The 15,954-nt window shown below is 66.8% G+C and carries 15 protein-coding genes; 3 read left to right on the top strand and 12 right to left on the bottom strand.

Annotated features, from left to right (window positions below; all coding sequences use genetic code 11):
- Positions 1–265: 265 nt before the first annotated feature.
- The gene (locus FZ103_RS07755) at positions 266–1,759 is read right to left on the bottom strand and encodes a SulP family inorganic anion transporter (protein ID WP_155999903.1); all 1,494 of its coding nucleotides are present in this window, start codon (positions 1,757–1,759) and stop codon (positions 266–268) included.
- A 337-nt stretch (positions 1,760–2,096) separates the two neighbouring features.
- Here FZ103_RS07755 and FZ103_RS07750 point away from each other — a divergent pair, with 337 nt between their 5' ends.
- Positions 2,097–2,807, top strand: coding sequence for a class I SAM-dependent methyltransferase (locus tag FZ103_RS07750; protein WP_343233427.1), 711 nt, complete (start codon positions 2,097–2,099; stop codon positions 2,805–2,807).
- Positions 2,808–2,954: 147 nt separating this feature from the next.
- Here FZ103_RS07750 and FZ103_RS07745 read toward each other — a convergent pair whose 3' ends face one another.
- The 10 genes from FZ103_RS07745 to FZ103_RS07700 form a co-directional block, all read right to left on the bottom strand.
- Positions 2,955–3,857: a fumarylacetoacetate (FAA) hydrolase gene (locus FZ103_RS07745; RefSeq protein ID WP_155999902.1), complete on the bottom strand. Its 903-nt coding sequence runs from the start codon at positions 3,855–3,857 to the stop codon at positions 2,955–2,957.
- Between the two features lie 82 nt (positions 3,858–3,939).
- Complete coding sequence (locus FZ103_RS07740) at positions 3,940–5,244, bottom strand: pyridoxal phosphate-dependent aminotransferase (RefSeq protein ID WP_155999901.1); 1,305 nt, start codon at positions 5,242–5,244, stop codon at positions 3,940–3,942.
- A 44-nt stretch (positions 5,245–5,288) separates the two neighbouring features.
- Complete coding sequence (locus FZ103_RS07735; protein ID WP_155999900.1) at positions 5,289–6,944, bottom strand: AMP-binding protein; 1,656 nt, start codon at positions 6,942–6,944, stop codon at positions 5,289–5,291.
- On the bottom strand, positions 6,941–8,074 hold the full coding sequence (locus FZ103_RS07730; RefSeq protein WP_155999899.1) for a Glu/Leu/Phe/Val dehydrogenase dimerization domain-containing protein: 1,134 nt from the start codon (positions 8,072–8,074) through the stop codon (positions 6,941–6,943). The genes FZ103_RS07735 and FZ103_RS07730 overlap by 4 nt, the downstream gene beginning before the upstream one ends.
- Before the next feature lie 113 nt (positions 8,075–8,187).
- Entirely contained in the window at positions 8,188–8,751 is a 564-nt protein-coding gene (locus FZ103_RS07725) for a gamma-glutamyl-gamma-aminobutyrate hydrolase family protein (RefSeq protein ID WP_186355972.1), read from the bottom strand.
- Between the two features lie 68 nt (positions 8,752–8,819).
- Positions 8,820–9,608 (bottom strand): acetylglutamate kinase, encoded by a 789-nt coding sequence (locus FZ103_RS07720; protein WP_155999897.1) that lies wholly within the window; start codon positions 9,606–9,608, stop codon positions 8,820–8,822.
- A complete protein-coding gene (argC, locus tag FZ103_RS07715) occupies positions 9,605–10,660 on the bottom strand; it encodes an N-acetyl-gamma-glutamyl-phosphate reductase (protein ID WP_155999896.1) in 1,056 nt (351 codons plus the stop codon). The genes FZ103_RS07720 and argC overlap by 4 nt, the downstream gene beginning before the upstream one ends.
- A complete protein-coding gene (locus tag FZ103_RS07710; protein ID WP_155999895.1) occupies positions 10,657–11,505 on the bottom strand; it encodes a RimK family alpha-L-glutamate ligase in 849 nt (282 codons plus the stop codon). Before FZ103_RS07710 ends, argC begins: the two co-directional genes overlap by 4 nt.
- 26 nt (positions 11,506–11,531) lie before the next feature.
- Positions 11,532–11,714: a lysine biosynthesis protein LysW gene (locus tag FZ103_RS07705; protein WP_155999894.1), complete on the bottom strand. Its 183-nt coding sequence runs from the start codon at positions 11,712–11,714 to the stop codon at positions 11,532–11,534.
- A gap of 27 nt (positions 11,715–11,741) precedes the next feature.
- The gene (locus tag FZ103_RS07700) at positions 11,742–12,902 is read right to left on the bottom strand and encodes a LeuA family protein (protein ID WP_222936561.1); all 1,161 of its coding nucleotides are present in this window, start codon (positions 12,900–12,902) and stop codon (positions 11,742–11,744) included.
- 319 nt (positions 12,903–13,221) lie between these two features.
- Between FZ103_RS07700 and FZ103_RS07695 the strand changes: the two genes are divergently transcribed.
- Complete coding sequence (locus FZ103_RS07695) at positions 13,222–13,980, top strand: arylmalonate decarboxylase (protein ID WP_155999893.1); 759 nt, start codon at positions 13,222–13,224, stop codon at positions 13,978–13,980.
- Between the two features lie 284 nt (positions 13,981–14,264).
- On the opposite strand, the gene FZ103_RS07690 is transcribed toward FZ103_RS07695, so the two are convergent.
- Positions 14,265–14,654, bottom strand: a complete 390-nt coding sequence (locus FZ103_RS07690) for a MerR family transcriptional regulator (protein ID WP_156000099.1) — start codon at positions 14,652–14,654, stop codon at positions 14,265–14,267.
- Positions 14,655–14,718: 64 nt separating this feature from the next.
- On the opposite strand from FZ103_RS07690, the gene FZ103_RS07685 reads away from it, so the two are divergent.
- A complete protein-coding gene (locus FZ103_RS07685; RefSeq protein WP_155999892.1) occupies positions 14,719–15,921 on the top strand; it encodes an MFS transporter in 1,203 nt (400 codons plus the stop codon).
- Positions 15,922–15,954: the final 33 nt, after the last annotated feature.

Genomic DNA, 15,954 nt, shown 5'->3' with positions numbered 1-15,954 from the left:
CCCGGGTGCGGGCGCGATCGTGGTGGCATGGCGACAGCGGCCGATCGTCGGTCACCGCACCGCAGTCTTGCGCGGCCGGTTCCTCCCCTCGTCGGCCATCCGGCGCCGGCAACGCCTTTCGCCTGGACCGGAATCGCCACGACCACCGGCGCGGATGGGGCCACGGCGACGGCGGCGACGCGGCGAACGCTTCCGTCCACCCGCGCTGGGAAGGGCGCACACCCGGTTGGCGGCGGCGCCCGCCGCCGCCAACCGGGTCCGGGGGTCAGTGGGCGGCGTTGAGGGTGCCCGTCAGTTCCGTGTGCAGGTTCTCGCTGGGGATGTTCAAACCGGTGATCTCGGCGCTGATGCCGTGCTTGGCGAACTTGTCCACCGCGTGGTCCAGCGCCGCCACGGCCGAGGAGTCCCACATGTGCGCGCGGGAGAGGTCGATGACCACCCGCTGCACGCCCTCCTCGCCGTAGTCGAACTGCGAGGTGAGCTCGTTGCTGGAGGCGAAGAACAGGTCGCCGCGCACGGAGTACACCCGCACGCCGCCCTCGGGGTCGAGCACGCTGGTCACCCCGGACAGGTCGGCCACGCCGCGCGCGAACAGCGCGGTGGAGGCCAGCACCCCCACGATCACGCCGATGGCCAGGTTGTGCGTGGCCACCACCACCGCGACGGTGATCACCATGATGGCCGTTTCGGTCCAGGGCATGCGCCGCAGGGTGGCGGGGGTGATGCTGTGCCAGTCCATCGTCGTGATCGAAACAAAGATCATCACCGCGACCAGGGCGGCCATGGGGATCACGGCGACGACGTCGCCCAGCACCACCACCAGGATCAGCAGGAAGGCGCCGGCCAGGAAGGTGGACAGCCGGGTACGGGCGCCGGAGCGCACGTTGATCATGGTCTGGCCGATCATGGCGCAGCCGGCCATGCCGCCGAAGAGACCGGTGACGATGTTGGCGAAGCCTTGGCCGCGGGCCTCGCGGCCCTTGGCCGAGCGGGTCTCGGTGACGTCGTCGACCAGTTTGGCGGTCATCAGCGACTCCATCAGCCCCACGAGCGCGAGGGTGAGGGAGTAGGGGGCGATGAGCGTCAGCGTCTCCCAGGTGAGCGGGACGCCGGGCAGGAACGGGACGGGGAGGCTGGAGGGCAGTTCGCCCATGTCGCCGACAGTGGGCACGGTGACGCCCGAGACGAGGGCGATGCCGGTCAGCACGACGATGGCCACCAGCGGCGCCGGTACGGCGCTGGTCAGCCGCGGCAGCAGGAAGATGACCGCCAGGCCGCCCGCGATAAGCGCGTAGACAGGCCAGCCCTCGCCGGCGAAGTGCGGCACCTGGGCCAGGAAGATCAGGATCGCCAGGGCGTTGACGAACCCGGTCATGACGCTGGGCGGAACGAACCGCATCAGCTTGGCCACGCCGAGCAGGCCCAGCACCACCTGGAAGACCCCGGCCAGGATCGTCGCGGCGATCAGGTGGTCGACACCGTGCTCGCGTGCCAGCGGCGCCACGACCAGCGCCATGGCCCCGGTCGCCGCCGAGATCATGGCGGGGCGCCCGCCGAGGAAGGCGGTGGAGACCGCCATGGTGAAGGAGGCGAACAGCCCGACGCGGGGGTCGACGCCGGCGATGATCGAGAAGGAGATCGCTTCGGGGATCAGGGCGAGGGCGACGACGAGACCGGCCAGCACCTCGGTGCGCAGTCTCGACACGGACAGGGGAGGAAAGGAAAGGCGTCGGCGGGGTCGTGCCTGCTGAGCGGTCATGAAGCCAATCTCGTCGGAGTCGCGTGCACGCACCGTGACCGGGCGAGGACACAGGGCCCCGGTCCGGGCACGCCGCGGCGCGACGGGCGGATACCGGTGGTTCGGGATCCCCGGCTACCCCCGGGCCGGCCGCCTGTGGATGCAAGCCGTCCCCTGGTCGGCGGCGCCGTTGCCGCGGGCCCGCGGCAACGGCGCACCGCGAGACGGGGGGTGTCGGGGCAGAAAGGGGGTGCGCGAGCCGCGCGGCCCGGCGCCCTCCAAGCCTACGGTTACGTGAGTGTCGTGATCACGCTTTGCGTGCGAGAGCCTGCCCACATCCCCGCCGGTCGGGCGCCGCATGTGTCCGCAGGGAGGACAGCAGCCGGCAACCGGACAAGCCGGGCAGCGTGGCACGCGGGCCGCCGCAGGGGGCGGTGGCCGCACCCGGCCCAATCCCGGCGGCGTCTTCACGCGGCCGGGATCGCAGGCGCCGCCGCACGGCGGTCGCTCGGTGGGCCACGGGTCGGGTGGGCGGTCTCGATGGAGGGGCGCTCGCCGCCGGCCGACGATGCACCGGCGCAGGGGGAATCACCGTGCCCAGCGTGGGGGCGAACCCCGGTGCGATGCCGAGAGGGCCGGAACCCCGTCACGGCGCAGAGGCGGATCCCTGCGCGGCGGAGACCACGCGCGCGCCCCGCTGCCCCTGGCCGCCGGCAGCGTGGACGCGGTGTTCGCGCACATGCTGCTGTGCATGGCGCTGTTGACCGAGGAGATCACCGCCTTGGTGGGCGAGGTCGCGCGCGTGCTGCGACCCGGCGGCGCCTTCGTCTACACCGTCCGCCACACCGGCGACGCCCACTACGGCGCCGGGACCGCCCACGGCGACGACATCTTCGAACACGGCGGATTCGCCGTGCACTTCTTCTCCCGGGAACTGGTCCAGCGCCTCGCGCGGGGGTGGGAGCTCGACGAGGTCCACGCTTTCGAGGAGGGCGATCTGCCGCGCCGCCTCTGGCGCATCACCCAGCGGCGCCCCGATGAAGGCCCCGGCGCAGCCGCCCGGCGCTGAGCCGGCCGCCGCCGGCACCGGACCGGCCTGCATCGTGCTGCCGATCCGGCGCGGTGGCGGCAGGAGGCGCTCGAAATCCCTTGCCAAGCGCATTCCAATGAATTCACCGTTTTGGTGCCATCGTGGTATCAGGTCGGCACGCGGCAGTCAGGGGAGCGGGGCCAAGCGCTCTCCCGCATGCCCGAATTCAACGGTGTTCGATACGACCACGTCGTGGTCTGTGAAGTGGATCGCCACCCGGTCGCCGTCCGCGATTCGGAAGCCGTCGTGGAAACTGGCCCGGTCGGCCCCGAGCAGGACGTAGTTCACGAGGAATGGGCGACGGAGGGCAGGATAAAAGAACAAGTTATTCATCATGTCCTCGATGGGAAAGTAAAGAGCGTCCGCGCCGCAGTCGAACTCTCCTTCCCATGCTGTCTCGCGGCCGCGCTCGATGGTGACGCGCCCCGTTGCCGAGCGCGGAGGTGCGCCGAGGAAGAGCCAGGGCGCGATAGACGTGTCGCAGAGCTTGCAGTAAGGGTTCCATCCGGGGTTTTGGAGATGCAGGCCGATGTCGCACAGATCGTTGCCGAAGGTATAGCCGATGTAGTGTGGGGTTCCTTCGCCGTCGTTGGCGTAGACGAGAGCGACTTCAGGCTCCTCGATCAGCGCGACGGGGTTCGGGGGGACGCGCAGCGGTTCGTCAGGCATCCTTAGCCAGGAGCCGAATCCTTTGAAGAACCAGTTGGGTGGTACGAACTCCTCGTTGTCGCCCGGCTGGTCGTCGAACTTGGACCTATGCGTCCGCATGAACCCGCTGAGCAGAGCATTTCCCCCTTCCGCCGGCAGTAGAGGCGGAAGGGGGCGCAGGTCCCCATCGGGCATGGCCACCACCGGTTCCGCGGCACCGGTGATGGCCGCGACAGCGGCGCCGGGGTCGCCGGCGCCGATGAAGGCGTCCCGAACCTGTCCTTCGGCGACCCGATACAGGGTGTACGGCTCGCCTGGGGCAGGCCGGTGGAATCCCGCGTATCGTTCGCCCGCATACTCGAATTCGCACAGAACTTGCATATCTGGCCTCCTACGGCCGCTGGTGTGGATGGTCCGGGCTGAGCAAAGGCCCTGAGTCCCCGAGCCGAAAGCGGCTCCGCGCTCATGGCGCGACAGCGCCGCCCGAACGCGGAGCGGGCGCACCGGCGAGGTCGAGCAGGGCCTCCTCGAGACGGTCGAGCGTCCTTCTGATCCAGGGAAGGAGGAGTGGGTCGGCGGCAGCCAGCGCGGTATGGCGTTGCTCCTCGGTCTCTCCGTAGAGTCGGCTGGTCGCTGCTCGAAGGCGCAGGGTTTGCGGGGCCTCCCCGAACGCCTCTGCGGAGATCGTCCCTATGCCGTAGCGCTCGACGAGCAGCGAGGTGAGTTCGGCGCCGGTGCGCACGCCATTCACTCGTGCGAGGCGGGTCCGCAGCGGTGCGAAGTCGGGATACAGGTAACACGTCGTGCGGACAGGCGCCACGACGAGGCCGGCGGCCCGGAACCGATCGGCTACGGCGCCCGCGACCGCCTTGTGCAGCCTCCGGCTGGCCGCGAGGTGCTCGACCAGCTCACGAGGCTCGTCGAACGCGCATGTGGCCGCGACCTGTATGGGCGCGGCGGGACTGGACCATATCTGGCTGGCTATGCCGAACAGTCTCGCGTTCAGGGCTCGTCCGGTCGGGCTGTCGGGGAGTCGGGCGACCCCCAGGCGCCACCCGCCCAGCGCCAGGTTCTTGGTGAGGCCGGTCGTGACCGCGGTTCGCTCTGGGGCGAACACCGCAGGGGAGACCGCGGGCGTTGACGGGTCGAAGACGAGGTCGCGGTAGATCTCGTCGGAGATGATGACGAGGTCAAGCTCCCGCGCGACCTCACCTAGCTCGCGAATTGTATCGGCCGATGCCATAGTGCCGGTTGGGTTGTCCGGAACCGTGACGAGCACGGCGCGGGGATCGCAGCCTGCAGCCTTCGCCGCAGTCAGTGCTCCGCGTAGCCGCCTCGGATCCGGGACGCCGCCCTCCCCCGGAACGATCGGTACGGGCAGGGCGCGTGCACCGATGAGCTCCGCCTGCGCGGCGTAGCTGACCCAGCTCGGATTGGGGAGGATCACATCGCCGCCGACGGCCAGCAGGAGGCCGAAGAGCAATGCCTTGCTTCCCGGCCCGCATACCACGAGGTCGGGGTCCGTGCCCAGGCCGCGCCGATCCCAATAGCCGGAGACGGCCGTCCGCAGGGCCGTGCTTCCGGGAACGGGACCGTAGGCGTTCTGGCCGACGGCCTCAGCAAGCCTCTCCTTGAGCAGGGGATGGACGGGAAGTCCGATCTCTCCGCTGGTCATGGAGACGACGTCTTCTCCGTTGCGGCGTCTGCGGGCGAGCGACGCGTCAGCCGCGAGTGTTGCCGACGTGGTGACGGGCGCGGCATCAGGCATGGATGGCTCCAGATCTCGAATCGGACCACCTGGGGAGGGAGTGCTCACGTCCGGGCGTAGCGCTGGCGAAGCTGCGCTTTGCGGACCTTTCCCGTCAGGGTCTTCGGAAGCGACGGAACCACCTCGAGACGCTCCGGCAGGAACCGCTCGTCATGGCCGGCCTCCCGCACATGCGTGCGGACATCATCCAACGACGGGTGTCCGTCGCCGCTGGGAACGACGACGGCACAGACCGTGTCGTGCGGCAGTCCGGGAAGACCCACGAGTGCGGCGTCGCCGATCCGGGGGTGGCTCGCGATGACGGCCTCGATCTCGCTCATGGGCAGGACAAGGCCGTCGCGTACGACCGCGTCCCTGGCCCGGCCGAGGACGCGGATCCCCCCACGGCCGTCGTCGCACGCCAAGTCGCCGGTGTCGAACCAGCCATCGGGGTCGAATTCCGCCGCGTACATGTCGCTACGTCGGTAATAGTCGAGTGCCAGCGAAGCACCGCGGACGCGTAGGCGGCCTACCTCAGCGGAAGAATCACCGGTTCCGCAGGAGTCGATCCGGGTCTCCACCGAGTCGATCGGGCGTCCATTGCTCCGCGCCGCCCAACCCTCGGCGTCTTCAGGGCGGGTCATGGTCGCCGGGCCGATCTCCGACATGCCCCACAGGGAGTGGGTGCGCGCGCCGAGGGTCTCGTCGACCTCGTCCACGAGTCGCTCCAAGACCGGCGCGGAGCCGGCGACGACGTGGCGGAGCGTGCTGATATCGCGCGGCTCGGTCCGCTGAGCCGCGGTGACACCGACCACGGTCGCCGGCGGCCCATAGAGGAGGGTGGCGCCGTATCGTTCGACCAGGTCGAGGAGCGCCTCGTTCCGACGGGCGTCCTGGAACGCCACGGTGCCACCGAGCATGACCGCTGCAAGGATCCCCTGGGCGAAGCCGGAGTAGTGGCACAGCGGCGTCGACACCGCTGCAACCAGATCGTCGCCAAGGCCGAAGGAGTCGACATAGCCCCGCAGCGCCGCGTGGACGGTGTTCTGGCTGTGCAGGACGCCCTTGGACTCGCCCGTGGTTCCGGAGGTGAAAAGCACCACAAAGGGGGCGTCGGCCTCCAGTTCCAGACCGTCGAGCTCTGCCTGCTGGGCCGCCGTCCGCGAGGTGTCCACGAAGTGGGCGTGGAAGTCCACGGCGCCCTCCGGCACCGGGCCGTCTACGACCGCGACGTGCTCGAGTGAGGCGATCTCGCCGCTGAGCGCCGTGGCGATCGCGGCCGGCGATGAGTCCTCCCACAGGGCGGGGGTGACGCACACGCGGGACGCGGTGAGTTCGAGCCGGTGGCGGAGCTCGTCCTTCGGGCACAGCGGAGAGATCGGACAGATTACCGCGCCGATGCGCATGCACGCGAACATCAGCGGCACCATCTCCCATCGGTTCGGAAGCTGGACCGCCACGACGTCACCGCGCCGGACGCCGAGGGCGAGCAGGGCACCGGCGAAGCGGTCCGTCAGCTGGTTCAGCTCGGCGTAGTCGAGCGTGTCGGTGCGCGACTCGGCGATCCTTCGTCCAGCGATGGCGAGCTTGCGCGGGCGGTCGCGAACGTTTCGGCGGAGGTCGTCGAGGAAGGTCGTGTCGCGCCACCAGCCGAGGCGCCGATACCGCGATGCGCGGGCTTGCCCTGTACCCTGCGAGACCATCCCGTGTGCGGCGGTCATCGGCCGGCCTTTCCACGCGCCGCGAGCAGCTCCGGCATCGGATCGTCTGCACTCGCTGCGGCGATCTCCAGCAGGTCCCGGGTATTCTCACGCACTCGCGTTGCAACCCAGTCGAACACCCACCGCTTGCGCTCGCCCGCCTCAAGATCGAACGGGACGATCCTTGCGATGGCGAGACCTGCTGCGGCCGCACCGCCGACATTGGCGACGACGTCGGGAACCACGACCCCGCCGGACGCGCGCAGCTTCTGCTGGGCCTCCGGGCTGGAGCACAGGTTTCCTCCCTCGACCACAATGCCGACGCGCAGCCGATGTACGTTGCCGGCGTTGAGGGCATGCCTGTTGGCGGCCAGTACGAGCAGGTCGGCGTCCGCGTCCAGCCAGCTCTCCGGCTCCGAGGAGACGGCGACGCCCTCAGGCAACCGAGAGCGGTCGATCCGCCCGAGTTCGTCGGTGATGTCGATCAAGTCGTCCACAGGAAGCTCGTCCGCACTGATGCTGCCCTGGACATCGGCCACGCAGACGACGCGGTGGCCCCGGTCCGCTAGAAACCGTGCTGCCGCACGTCCCACCGTTCCGAACCCCTGAACCACGACCCGGCACGGCTGATTGCGGTGGGAGGTTTCAAGAGCGGTGATCGCCGATACCCCGACTCCGTGGCCGGTGCAGTCGACAAGTGGCTCGTAGTACGTCCGCCAGTCGATCGGCATGTCTACCGCGTGGGCCCTGTGGCGCGGGTCGTAGCCGGCCTCGGCGAAGAACACGGCACGGTCGGCCGGTGTCACCCCGAGGTCGATGCCGAGGTGGATGCCCCCGTGAAGCAGCGGCTTGACCGTCCGGCCGAAGACCCTGAACGTTTCCTCGCGATCGGCTCCGGCGGCGACGATCCCAGCCTTGGCGCCGCCGATGGGAAGCCCGACGAGGGTGAGCTTGTCCGTCATGCCCCGGGCGAGGCCGCGCACCTCGCCCTCACTGACCGTTTCGGTCATACGCGTCCCTCCCATAGCGAGTCCGTCGACCAAGGTGTCGACGACGACCCAGCCCTGGAGGGATCCGCCGCTGCCGTTCAGCGTCACCGTGAACGCGGGGTCCTGCTCTTCCTCGCCGATGATTCTTTCCACTGCACTCATTCCTGGTTCCTATTGCTGCATTGGCGGGACGGAGGCCTTGAAGGTTGCGCTTTCGGTTTGCGCATGGGTTTAAAGGTCAGGGGAATGAGGTTCACTTCGCGTCCGGTAGGATCTCATAGGAATGTGCGAGTGAACCCGCGAATTATCTCGAGGCCGTCTCTGCGGAACTCGAGATGTGCCTGTGAACCGAAAATCCGGCCGTCGTCCGAGCGGAAGAACTCAACGGGTGCTTCTTCGGACCGTCCGATGACCCGGTATCCAGGAGGTGCTTCCCGCAGATACAGCGTGTGGCGCTGAAAAACCGTGACCGCGGGCTTGACATAAGAGAAGAGGGGCTCACTCTTGTCGACCTGCACACGGTATCCGCCGACGCGCTGAGGCCCCTCGACGAGGGAGGCGCCGGCCGCGGTTCCGATGATCTGCATCCCGCCGCAGATCCCGAGAACGGGGATATCCGCACCCATCACCAGGTCGATGAGCGGTTTATAGAACTCACGGTCGTAGGCACGGATCTTGGTCCCGCTCAGCGCGATCGCCTGGTATCGGGATCCGAGCCGCGCGGGAACCGAGGCGGCGTCGACCGTCTCGGTTTCGGTGCCCAGGCCCTCGAAGCGCTTGCACAGGTGCTGCAGAGAAAGGGTGCCGTTGTCGACCACGAGAACGTGTGGGGATGCCACGTCGTCTGCTCCTCGTATCCGGCTTGTCCTGATGTGATAACTGGCTTTCAAGAAGGAGGCCGGAACGATCATTCCTTCGTGATGACGGTTCCGTTCCATTCGGCGAGCAGCTCCGAGACGGGTGAGCTTCCGATAATGACCCGGCCGACGCCTTGCTGAAGGGCCTCGTCGGCGGCCCGCAGCTTCTTTCGCATACCGCCGGTGGCAGCGCGATCCCGGAACCGCGAGGCTTCCTCGGGGGTGATCCGCCGCACCGGTCTCCCGTCGATCAGAAGATGCGGGACGTTCGTGACGAGCGCCAACGAGGTCGCCGAGAGGGCCCCCGCGACCGCTGCCGCGGCCCGATCGGCGTCGGTGTTGACCTCTTCGTCAGCGGCGTTCCTGGCCAGTGGGGTGACCAGGTAGCAGTGTCCGGGCACCGAATCCGTGAACGGGCCGACGTCGACGCCGGCGATGGGACCGACGAGGTTGTCGAGCTGCACCAGCTGCTTGTCCCGCCACCACCAGCGCTCGCCCTCGCCGGCGCGGAGCAGGCCGTCGCTGCCGAGGAGGCGTTGCGTGGTGAGCCCTCGCTCCGCCAACCGATCGGCGATCTGAGTCCCCAGCTCCTCACTGACCTTCTTGATGTCGGTGATGACCTCTGGTGTGGTCCACCGGCTCTGGTTGCCGTAGCGATCGCGCAGGATGGCTGACGGCTCGCCGTAGCGGGGATCGAGCCGCTTGAGCGGTTCGGACCAACCGTGAACGAGCACCAGGGGATGGTTTCGTCCGTATCGGGCGAGATCGTCCCACCAGTCCGCGGACAAGTCGTTCAGGCAACTTCCGCCGACTTTGATGATGCTAGGGAGGTTCCTCATGTCGGCACCACCGGCTGCATGGTCAGCCCCGCTTCCTCGGATAGGCCGAATCTTCTGTTCAAAACCTGGACGGCCTGGCCCGCTGCGCCCTTGACGATGTTGTCCAGAGCAGCAAGGACGACAATTCGGCCGCCCGCGGGGTCGTGCAGCACCGCGATGTCGCAGAAGTTGGAGCCCAGGACCGCCTGCGGATCGGGCACGGGGATAACCGTCTCGGTGTTGCGGCGCACTCGGACGAAGGGATGGTGTTTGTAGAAGCGCAGGTACGCACGCTGGAGTTCCCGGGCGTCCACGTCGTCGTCGGTGAACACATAGGAACTCGCCAGCAGGCCCCGCACTGTGGAGACGCCGTAGGCCGACATCGTGAAGGAGCCGACCGTGCCGGGAGCCCGGCGCTGTAGGAAGTCGCTGACCTCGGCCGCATGCCGGTGCCCGGTGGGGGCGTATGGAGCGATCGCGCCGCTGCGAAACGGGTGCAGGTCGGCGGTGCGCAACTGCAGTCCGCCGCCGCTCGACCCGCTCTTTCCGTCCACCACGACGGTTTTCAGGGTCAATCCGAGCGCGAGTGTCAGCGGCGCGAGGCCGAGCGTGATTGCGGTGGCGTAGCAGCCGGGCAACGAGACCAGCGGGGCATTCGCCAGCTCCTCGCCGATGAGTTCCGGCACTCCGTAGACGAAGCGCTCGGCCAGCATTGCGTCTCGGTCCACTTTGGGATACCACGACTCGTGGACCTCGGATGCCCGAATGCGGAATGCGCCGCTGAGATCGATCACGCACGGGACCCGGTCGGCCAACTCCGCGGCGAGCTCAGCCGAGACCGCTGCAGGTGTCGCCAGTAGCACCACGTCACAGCGTTGGGGGAGTTCGCCCGTCACCGGCTCGATGGTCAGGCCCAGGTCGAGGCGTAGGCCAGGATGCACCTCTACGAGGCGCCTACCGGTGCTCGAGGATCCACCCAGGAAGGTCAGCTCCAGGTCGGGATGCTGGGTCACCAGTCGGATGAGCTCACCGCCGACCACGCCCGATGCGCCGACGATTCCCACACGGATCATGCGAGGATCTCCTGTACATAACCGTTGATGGCCGCGGCGATGTCCACTCCGGATGCCGAGGCCACCGCACGGAATCCGGGCGCATGGTTGACCTCGTTGACGATGTAGCCCGCCTCTGTGCGAAAGAGGTCGACACCATAGATTCCGCTGCCGATCTCGTTCACCACGCTGTCTACGGTTTTTTGTATTTCCGGATCATAGGAAAGTGTTCTACTGCGGTTTCCGAGTGCGGCGTTGTTTCTCCAGTCTTCGCCATTGCTCTCGAACTCCGCCGCGCCGGCGGTCTCCCGACCGATGACGAGGCACCGGACAGAGCTACCGCCCAGGTATGGTTCGACCAGGCAAGCCTGCTCGAATGCGTGTCCGAGGTCTTCGATGTAGTCGTAGACGGACTGGGCCGTATCCGTGTGTCGGACGAGTATCACCCGCTTCCCCATGCCGCCGAATACAGGCTTCAGGACGAACGGCGGCGGAATCTCCGCCACGGCCTGTTTGAAATCGTCCCGCGATAAGACAAGACGGAAGTCCGGTACGGGGACGCCGGCCCTGCGCAGCAGGTTTCGCAGAACCAGCTTGTTCTCGCAGGTTTGAATCGCCTGTGCTGTATTCAGTACCGGTATTCCTGTCGATTCGGCCAGCGTGGCGAGCAGGCCTCCCCGGGTGTAGCTGCGGCTGCGGAGGAGAACCGCGTCGTATGCGGAGAGAGATTCAGGTGCGGGATCGCCGAGACACAGCGACTCATCATTGGCCCAGTTGATTTGCAGGCTCGATTTCGCCGCAGCGAGGATCAGCTGCCGCTCCTCCCATCCGATACGATCCGCGACGATGGCAACTTTGCCGCCCATGGCTTACGCTCCTTTGCGGCTAGCGGTCACTGGCCCCAGTCGCGGAGCTTGACCTCAACCATTTCCAACGACAGCGTTCCGTTCTGGACATGCTCGACGCGCAGCGTCAGCATGCACTCGGGACAGGTCATGGTCTCGCCCTGGATCATGGGCGGCGTCGTCAGATCGGTCTCGCACTCGGGGCAGGTTCCGGCAAGCGTGGCAGACATGTTTTTCTCCCGAATCGGTGGAATCGGTTAGCTGGACTGGAATTCGGCTGCGGCCCGCAGGACCGCATCCTTGTCAAGCAGTGGGCTCCGCTGCTGCTCCTGCTTTGCGACGAGCCACTTGGTGAAAACCTCCGCATCGACGTCGAGGTCCGAATCGGCCAGAGCCCACTTGACGAGAGCGGGGGTGATGCGGGTACGCACACGCATCCCACGGGAGTTGCCCACCAGCTCAGGGGGAAGAGTCTCGTAGGCCTCCGGGTGAAGCAGCTGTCCCGGCAGTTCGTAGGCGAAGGCGTGCGGGGTGGTCGGTCCGGGCTGGAAGGCCTCTCCGAGCTCGGCTCCCTTGAGCGCGACTTCGGAAAGCCGAGTTAGGTTGGACAGGTCGAACCGGGTATCGCCGTGAATGACCCGGAGGGAGGCCAGCAGTTCCGCCAGCGGTGCGTTTCCCCCGCGCTCGCCGATGCCCCCCACTGTCGCCGAGACCCACTGCGCACCCGCTCTGAGAGCGGCCAGGGAGTTCGCCACGGCCATGCCGAGCATGTTGTGCGAATGGATCTCGATCTCAGAACCGTCGATCGCTGTGAGATCGCCGATCACCTCGGCCATTTGCCAGGGGGACAGGCATGCGACCGTCTCCGCGAGCCGGAAACGATCAGCGCCTGCCGCAAAGCCGGCGGTCACGTAGGGAACCAGCCGCTCTTTCGGAGTCCGGGCGCCGTCCTCGCCGCTGAATGTCACATGGAACCCGCGCTCCTTGGCCATCTGGATGGCCGCTCGCGCCACTGCGGCCGTGTGCTTTGCACTGGGTGAGCCCAGTTTCAGCTCCGCGTGCCTTTCCGAGGTCGGAATCGACAGCATGACGGAGCGGACTCCCAATCCCAGGGCCTCATCCAGTGCCCGGGCCACCTGCTGGCGGTCGCGGACGACGACCAGAGTCAGGCTGCGTTCCGGTCCGATGGCCTCGTGTGTGGCGGCGATGAGATCGGCGTCCTTGGACGAGGGACCGGATACCATTCCGACCTCGACAAGATCGACGCCCGTCCTCACCAGAAGTTCTGCAATGGTCCCGGCCTCCTTCGGACCGAACTCGACACCTGCCATGTGAGCGGAGTCCCGCAAGGTCGCGTCGGATATATGGGGAATACCTGCGGCCAGGTCGGTTTCTGCCTCGTCTGATTTCGTGTTCACCGGATCTTCTCCATGGTTCCGCGGCGCGAACGTGGGCTGTTTCGGCTGGTCAACTGCTCAGCCAAGGAATCATGCCGGTAGTGGGCACTCAATGGGCGCCCCGGACAAGACCCGCGGCCCGTCTCAACGACCAGGTTCCCGCAGGGCGGATGGGATATCAAGGATATGAACGTCAGAACTGCGTTAAGCAATGTCAAGTCAGTGAGCAGATATGAAAGAGCGTTAGGTGTGTGCAAAATGTCCGGTGCCTATGGAGTCGGTTTCGACCGCCTGGGAATACCGTTGCCGCAGATGGTAGTAAACGAGCGGGAGTAATACCATGGATAGGCTCTCAATGCCGCGGATAGGGTTGGTTGTACCCCCGGAGAACCCAACCGTCGAACCTGAGCTGAATCAACTTATCGGGTCTGCGGTCAATCTTTACGCCACTCGTTTTCCGCTGCTGCCCGGTAAAGAGCTGAAGGAGATGCTCGCGACCTACAATGAGGTGCTGGGCGACACGTTGGCGAACTTCGGTGCGATGGGCCTCGACGCCGCGGTGGTCGCCTGCAGCGCCTCGCACTACTTGCTGTCCCCGGACGGGGATCGCGAGTACTGCGAGCGGCTGACGCGTCTTACCGGCTTCCCGGTCCAGTCTTCGACCCAAGCCATTCTCGCCGCCTGCGATGCGATGGGGCTGCGGCGACTGACGCTCGTCCCCCCATACGAGCCGTGGTTGACCAGGATCTCGCGCAGATTCTGGGAAGAATCCGGTATCGCGGTCGAGGGAGTGGTCCCGGTACCCGTCGGCGATACCTTCGATCCCTACCGGGTGACAACCGGGATGATCCTCGAAAAGCTGCGCCGGCACGAAGTTCCCGCAGGTTCCGCTCTCTTATTCACGGGAACGGGCATGTCCACCCTGACCGCCCTGGAGGTTCTCGCCCAGGACTCCGGTCGGGTTCTCCTCAGTTCGAACCTGGCCAGCGCGTGGTGGGCGCTGCGCGAGACGGGCGCGTCCGAGGGCCGACGGGCCGACCACCCGCTTCTGCGCCGTCTGCGAGCACGGCCGGTGCCGTCCGATGGTCCGCTGACATAATCGACGCAGACTCGAACATGCGGAGGATGCTTCCGAAACGGGGCGGTCAGCACGGTCGACCCCTGGCCGCCCACGTGGAACAGGCTCACCGCTCACGTGAAGCACTGCCGCCGCCCCGTGCCGTCGCCCCCGCAGTTTTCGGCACCGACGCCGCTTGCCGCCTCAACGTATGCCTACACGTCGCCATCCGGTACCGACCGCGGCGGAGCAGCGCGGCGTGCTGCCCATCCGGGTCGACGTTGACGCCCTCCGGCGCCGCCGCGCCTCAGCCTGCCGGCGGAGGCTTACACCGTGGACGAGGTAACCCCTGAGCGGCCCTTGCTGCGCACGGTCTCGAGGTAGTCGGAGACCGCGTCCCTGTTGCGGGTGAGGTAGGTGATGCGCTCGGTCATCCGATCGCGTTCCCGCTCCAAAGTGGCGATCATCTCCGGTGTCGCGTCGGAGAAGTGGATCACTCTGGGTTTGTCAAGGCAGGGCAGGATCTGCTTGATGATGCGTGTCGGCAGGCCCGCGTCGAGGAGCCCTCTGATCTGTATGACCCGGTCCACGAATCGTTCGTCATAGTCGCGATAGCCGTTCGAGCAGCGCTTGGAGGCGATCAGCCCCTGCTCCTCGTAATAGCGGAGGAGTCTGCGGGACGTTCCGGTGCGCTCGGCAAGCTCCCCGATCCGCATGTAACCTACCCCACATCCCAACGGCTTGACCTTCACATAGATGTGAAGGTTTGAGTCTGCAGTCATGTCGACCGACAGCACACAACTATCCCAAAACGAGGCCAAAGGCCAGAGGCTTCCTAAAGCTGCGCTATTGGCGCTGTCCACAGCGGTTTTCATTACGGTCCTTACCGAGACTCTACCCGCGGGCGTCCTCCCCCAGATGAGTGCTGACATCGGAGTCAGTGAATCCGCAATGGGGCAGGTCGTGACGATCTATGCGATCGGGACGGCGCTCACCGCGATCCCGCTGTCCGCGGCCACGGCGGGGTGGCGGCGCAAGAGGCTGCTGCTTACTGCGATGGGTGGTTTCGCGCTGGCCAATACCGTCACAGCGTTCTCCGGTGATTACCTCCTAATCATGGTGGCACGTTTCGTCGCGGGTGTGGCCGCGGGCCTGGCGTGGGCGATGCTCGTCGGGTATGCGCGCCGCTTGGCTCCCGATCACCTTCAAGGAAAGGCGATCGCGCTGGTCATGGCGGGAATTCCGGTCGCCCTCTCGCTCGGGGTGCCGGCGGGTACGTTCATCGGCACCTATGTCGGCTGGCGTGTGACATTCACACTGATGAGCCTGCTCGCCCTTGTCGTCATCGGCTGGATCCTCCTGCTGGCACCGGAGCGCTCAGGCCAGCACCCGGAGGGCAGGACATCGGTCCTGCGAGCGCTCACCATCCCCGGTGTTGTGCCCGTCCTCATCGTCACCCTGGTCTTCGTGCTAGCGCACACCATCCTCTACACCTATATCGCGACATTCCTCGACGGCGTGGGGATGGGCAAGGCCGTCGGATTCGCGTTGCTGCTGTTCGGTGGCGCGTCCTTGGTAAGCATCTGGTTTGTCGGCAACTTCATCGACCGGCGGCTGCGAGCCCTCACCATCGCGAGTGTCATCCTGGTGGCTGTGGCCGCCGCCATGCTGGCGGTTCTTGCCGGCATTCCGGCTCTCGTCTACGTGGCGGTATTGCTGTGGGGCCTCGGGTGGGGAGGCGTCCCGACTCTGCTGCAGACCGCGGCGACCGATGCGGGCGGTGATCCGGCGCAGGCCATGCTGGTTACCTTGTGGAACGGGGCCATGGCTGGAGGTGGCGTCATCGGCGGCATCCTGCTCGACATGCTCGGCACGACATCCTTCCCTTGGAGCGTCCTTCTGCTCCTGGTGCCGGTACTGGTGGTGGTGGTCGCTGCGCGGTCCCATGGCTTCCCCGTCAAGTATCCGACCTCGACCTCTTGACGGCTCGCAGGGCAGACCGCAGGTCGTCGTTGC

The organism is Streptomonospora sp. PA3 (genome assembly GCF_009728995.1).
Lineage (GTDB): Bacteria > Actinomycetota > Actinomycetes > Streptosporangiales > Streptosporangiaceae > Streptomonospora.
The sequence above is the reverse complement of the archived record's forward strand: the minus strand, read 5'-3'. Positions and strand labels throughout refer to the sequence as shown.

What these genes read in the sequence shown, in the direction of transcription:
- FZ103_RS07705 (WP_155999894.1), bottom strand. Translation starts at nt 11,714, where the DNA reads ATGTCTGCCACGCTTGCCGGAACCTGCCCCGAGTGCGAGACCGATCTG.
- FZ103_RS07690 (WP_156000099.1), bottom strand. Translation starts at nt 14,654, where the DNA reads ATGCGGATCGGGGAGCTTGCCGAGCGCACCGGAACGTCCCGCAGACTC.
- FZ103_RS07720 (WP_155999897.1), bottom strand. Translation starts at nt 9,608, where the DNA reads ATGAGGAACCTCCCTAGCATCATCAAAGTCGGCGGAAGTTGCCTGAAC.
- FZ103_RS07710 (WP_155999895.1), bottom strand. Translation starts at nt 11,505, where the DNA reads ATGGGCGGCAAAGTTGCCATCGTCGCGGATCGTATCGGATGGGAGGAG.
- argC (WP_155999896.1), bottom strand. Translation starts at nt 10,660, where the DNA reads ATGATCCGTGTGGGAATCGTCGGCGCATCGGGCGTGGTCGGCGGTGAG.
- FZ103_RS07745 (WP_155999902.1), bottom strand. Translation starts at nt 3,857, where the DNA reads ATGCAAGTTCTGTGCGAATTCGAGTATGCGGGCGAACGATACGCGGGA.
- FZ103_RS07695 (WP_155999893.1), top strand. Translation starts at nt 13,222, where the DNA reads ATGGATAGGCTCTCAATGCCGCGGATAGGGTTGGTTGTACCCCCGGAG.
- FZ103_RS07750 (WP_343233427.1), top strand. Translation starts at nt 2,097, where the DNA reads ATGTGTCCGCAGGGAGGACAGCAGCCGGCAACCGGACAAGCCGGGCAG.
- FZ103_RS07740 (WP_155999901.1), bottom strand. Translation starts at nt 5,244, where the DNA reads ATGCCTGATGCCGCGCCCGTCACCACGTCGGCAACACTCGCGGCTGAC.
- FZ103_RS07755 (WP_155999903.1), bottom strand. Translation starts at nt 1,759, where the DNA reads ATGACCGCTCAGCAGGCACGACCCCGCCGACGCCTTTCCTTTCCTCCC.
- FZ103_RS07685 (WP_155999892.1), top strand. Translation starts at nt 14,719, where the DNA reads ATGTCGACCGACAGCACACAACTATCCCAAAACGAGGCCAAAGGCCAG.
- FZ103_RS07730 (WP_155999899.1), bottom strand. Translation starts at nt 8,074, where the DNA reads ATGAGTGCAGTGGAAAGAATCATCGGCGAGGAAGAGCAGGACCCCGCG.
- FZ103_RS07735 (WP_155999900.1), bottom strand. Translation starts at nt 6,944, where the DNA reads ATGACCGCCGCACACGGGATGGTCTCGCAGGGTACAGGGCAAGCCCGC.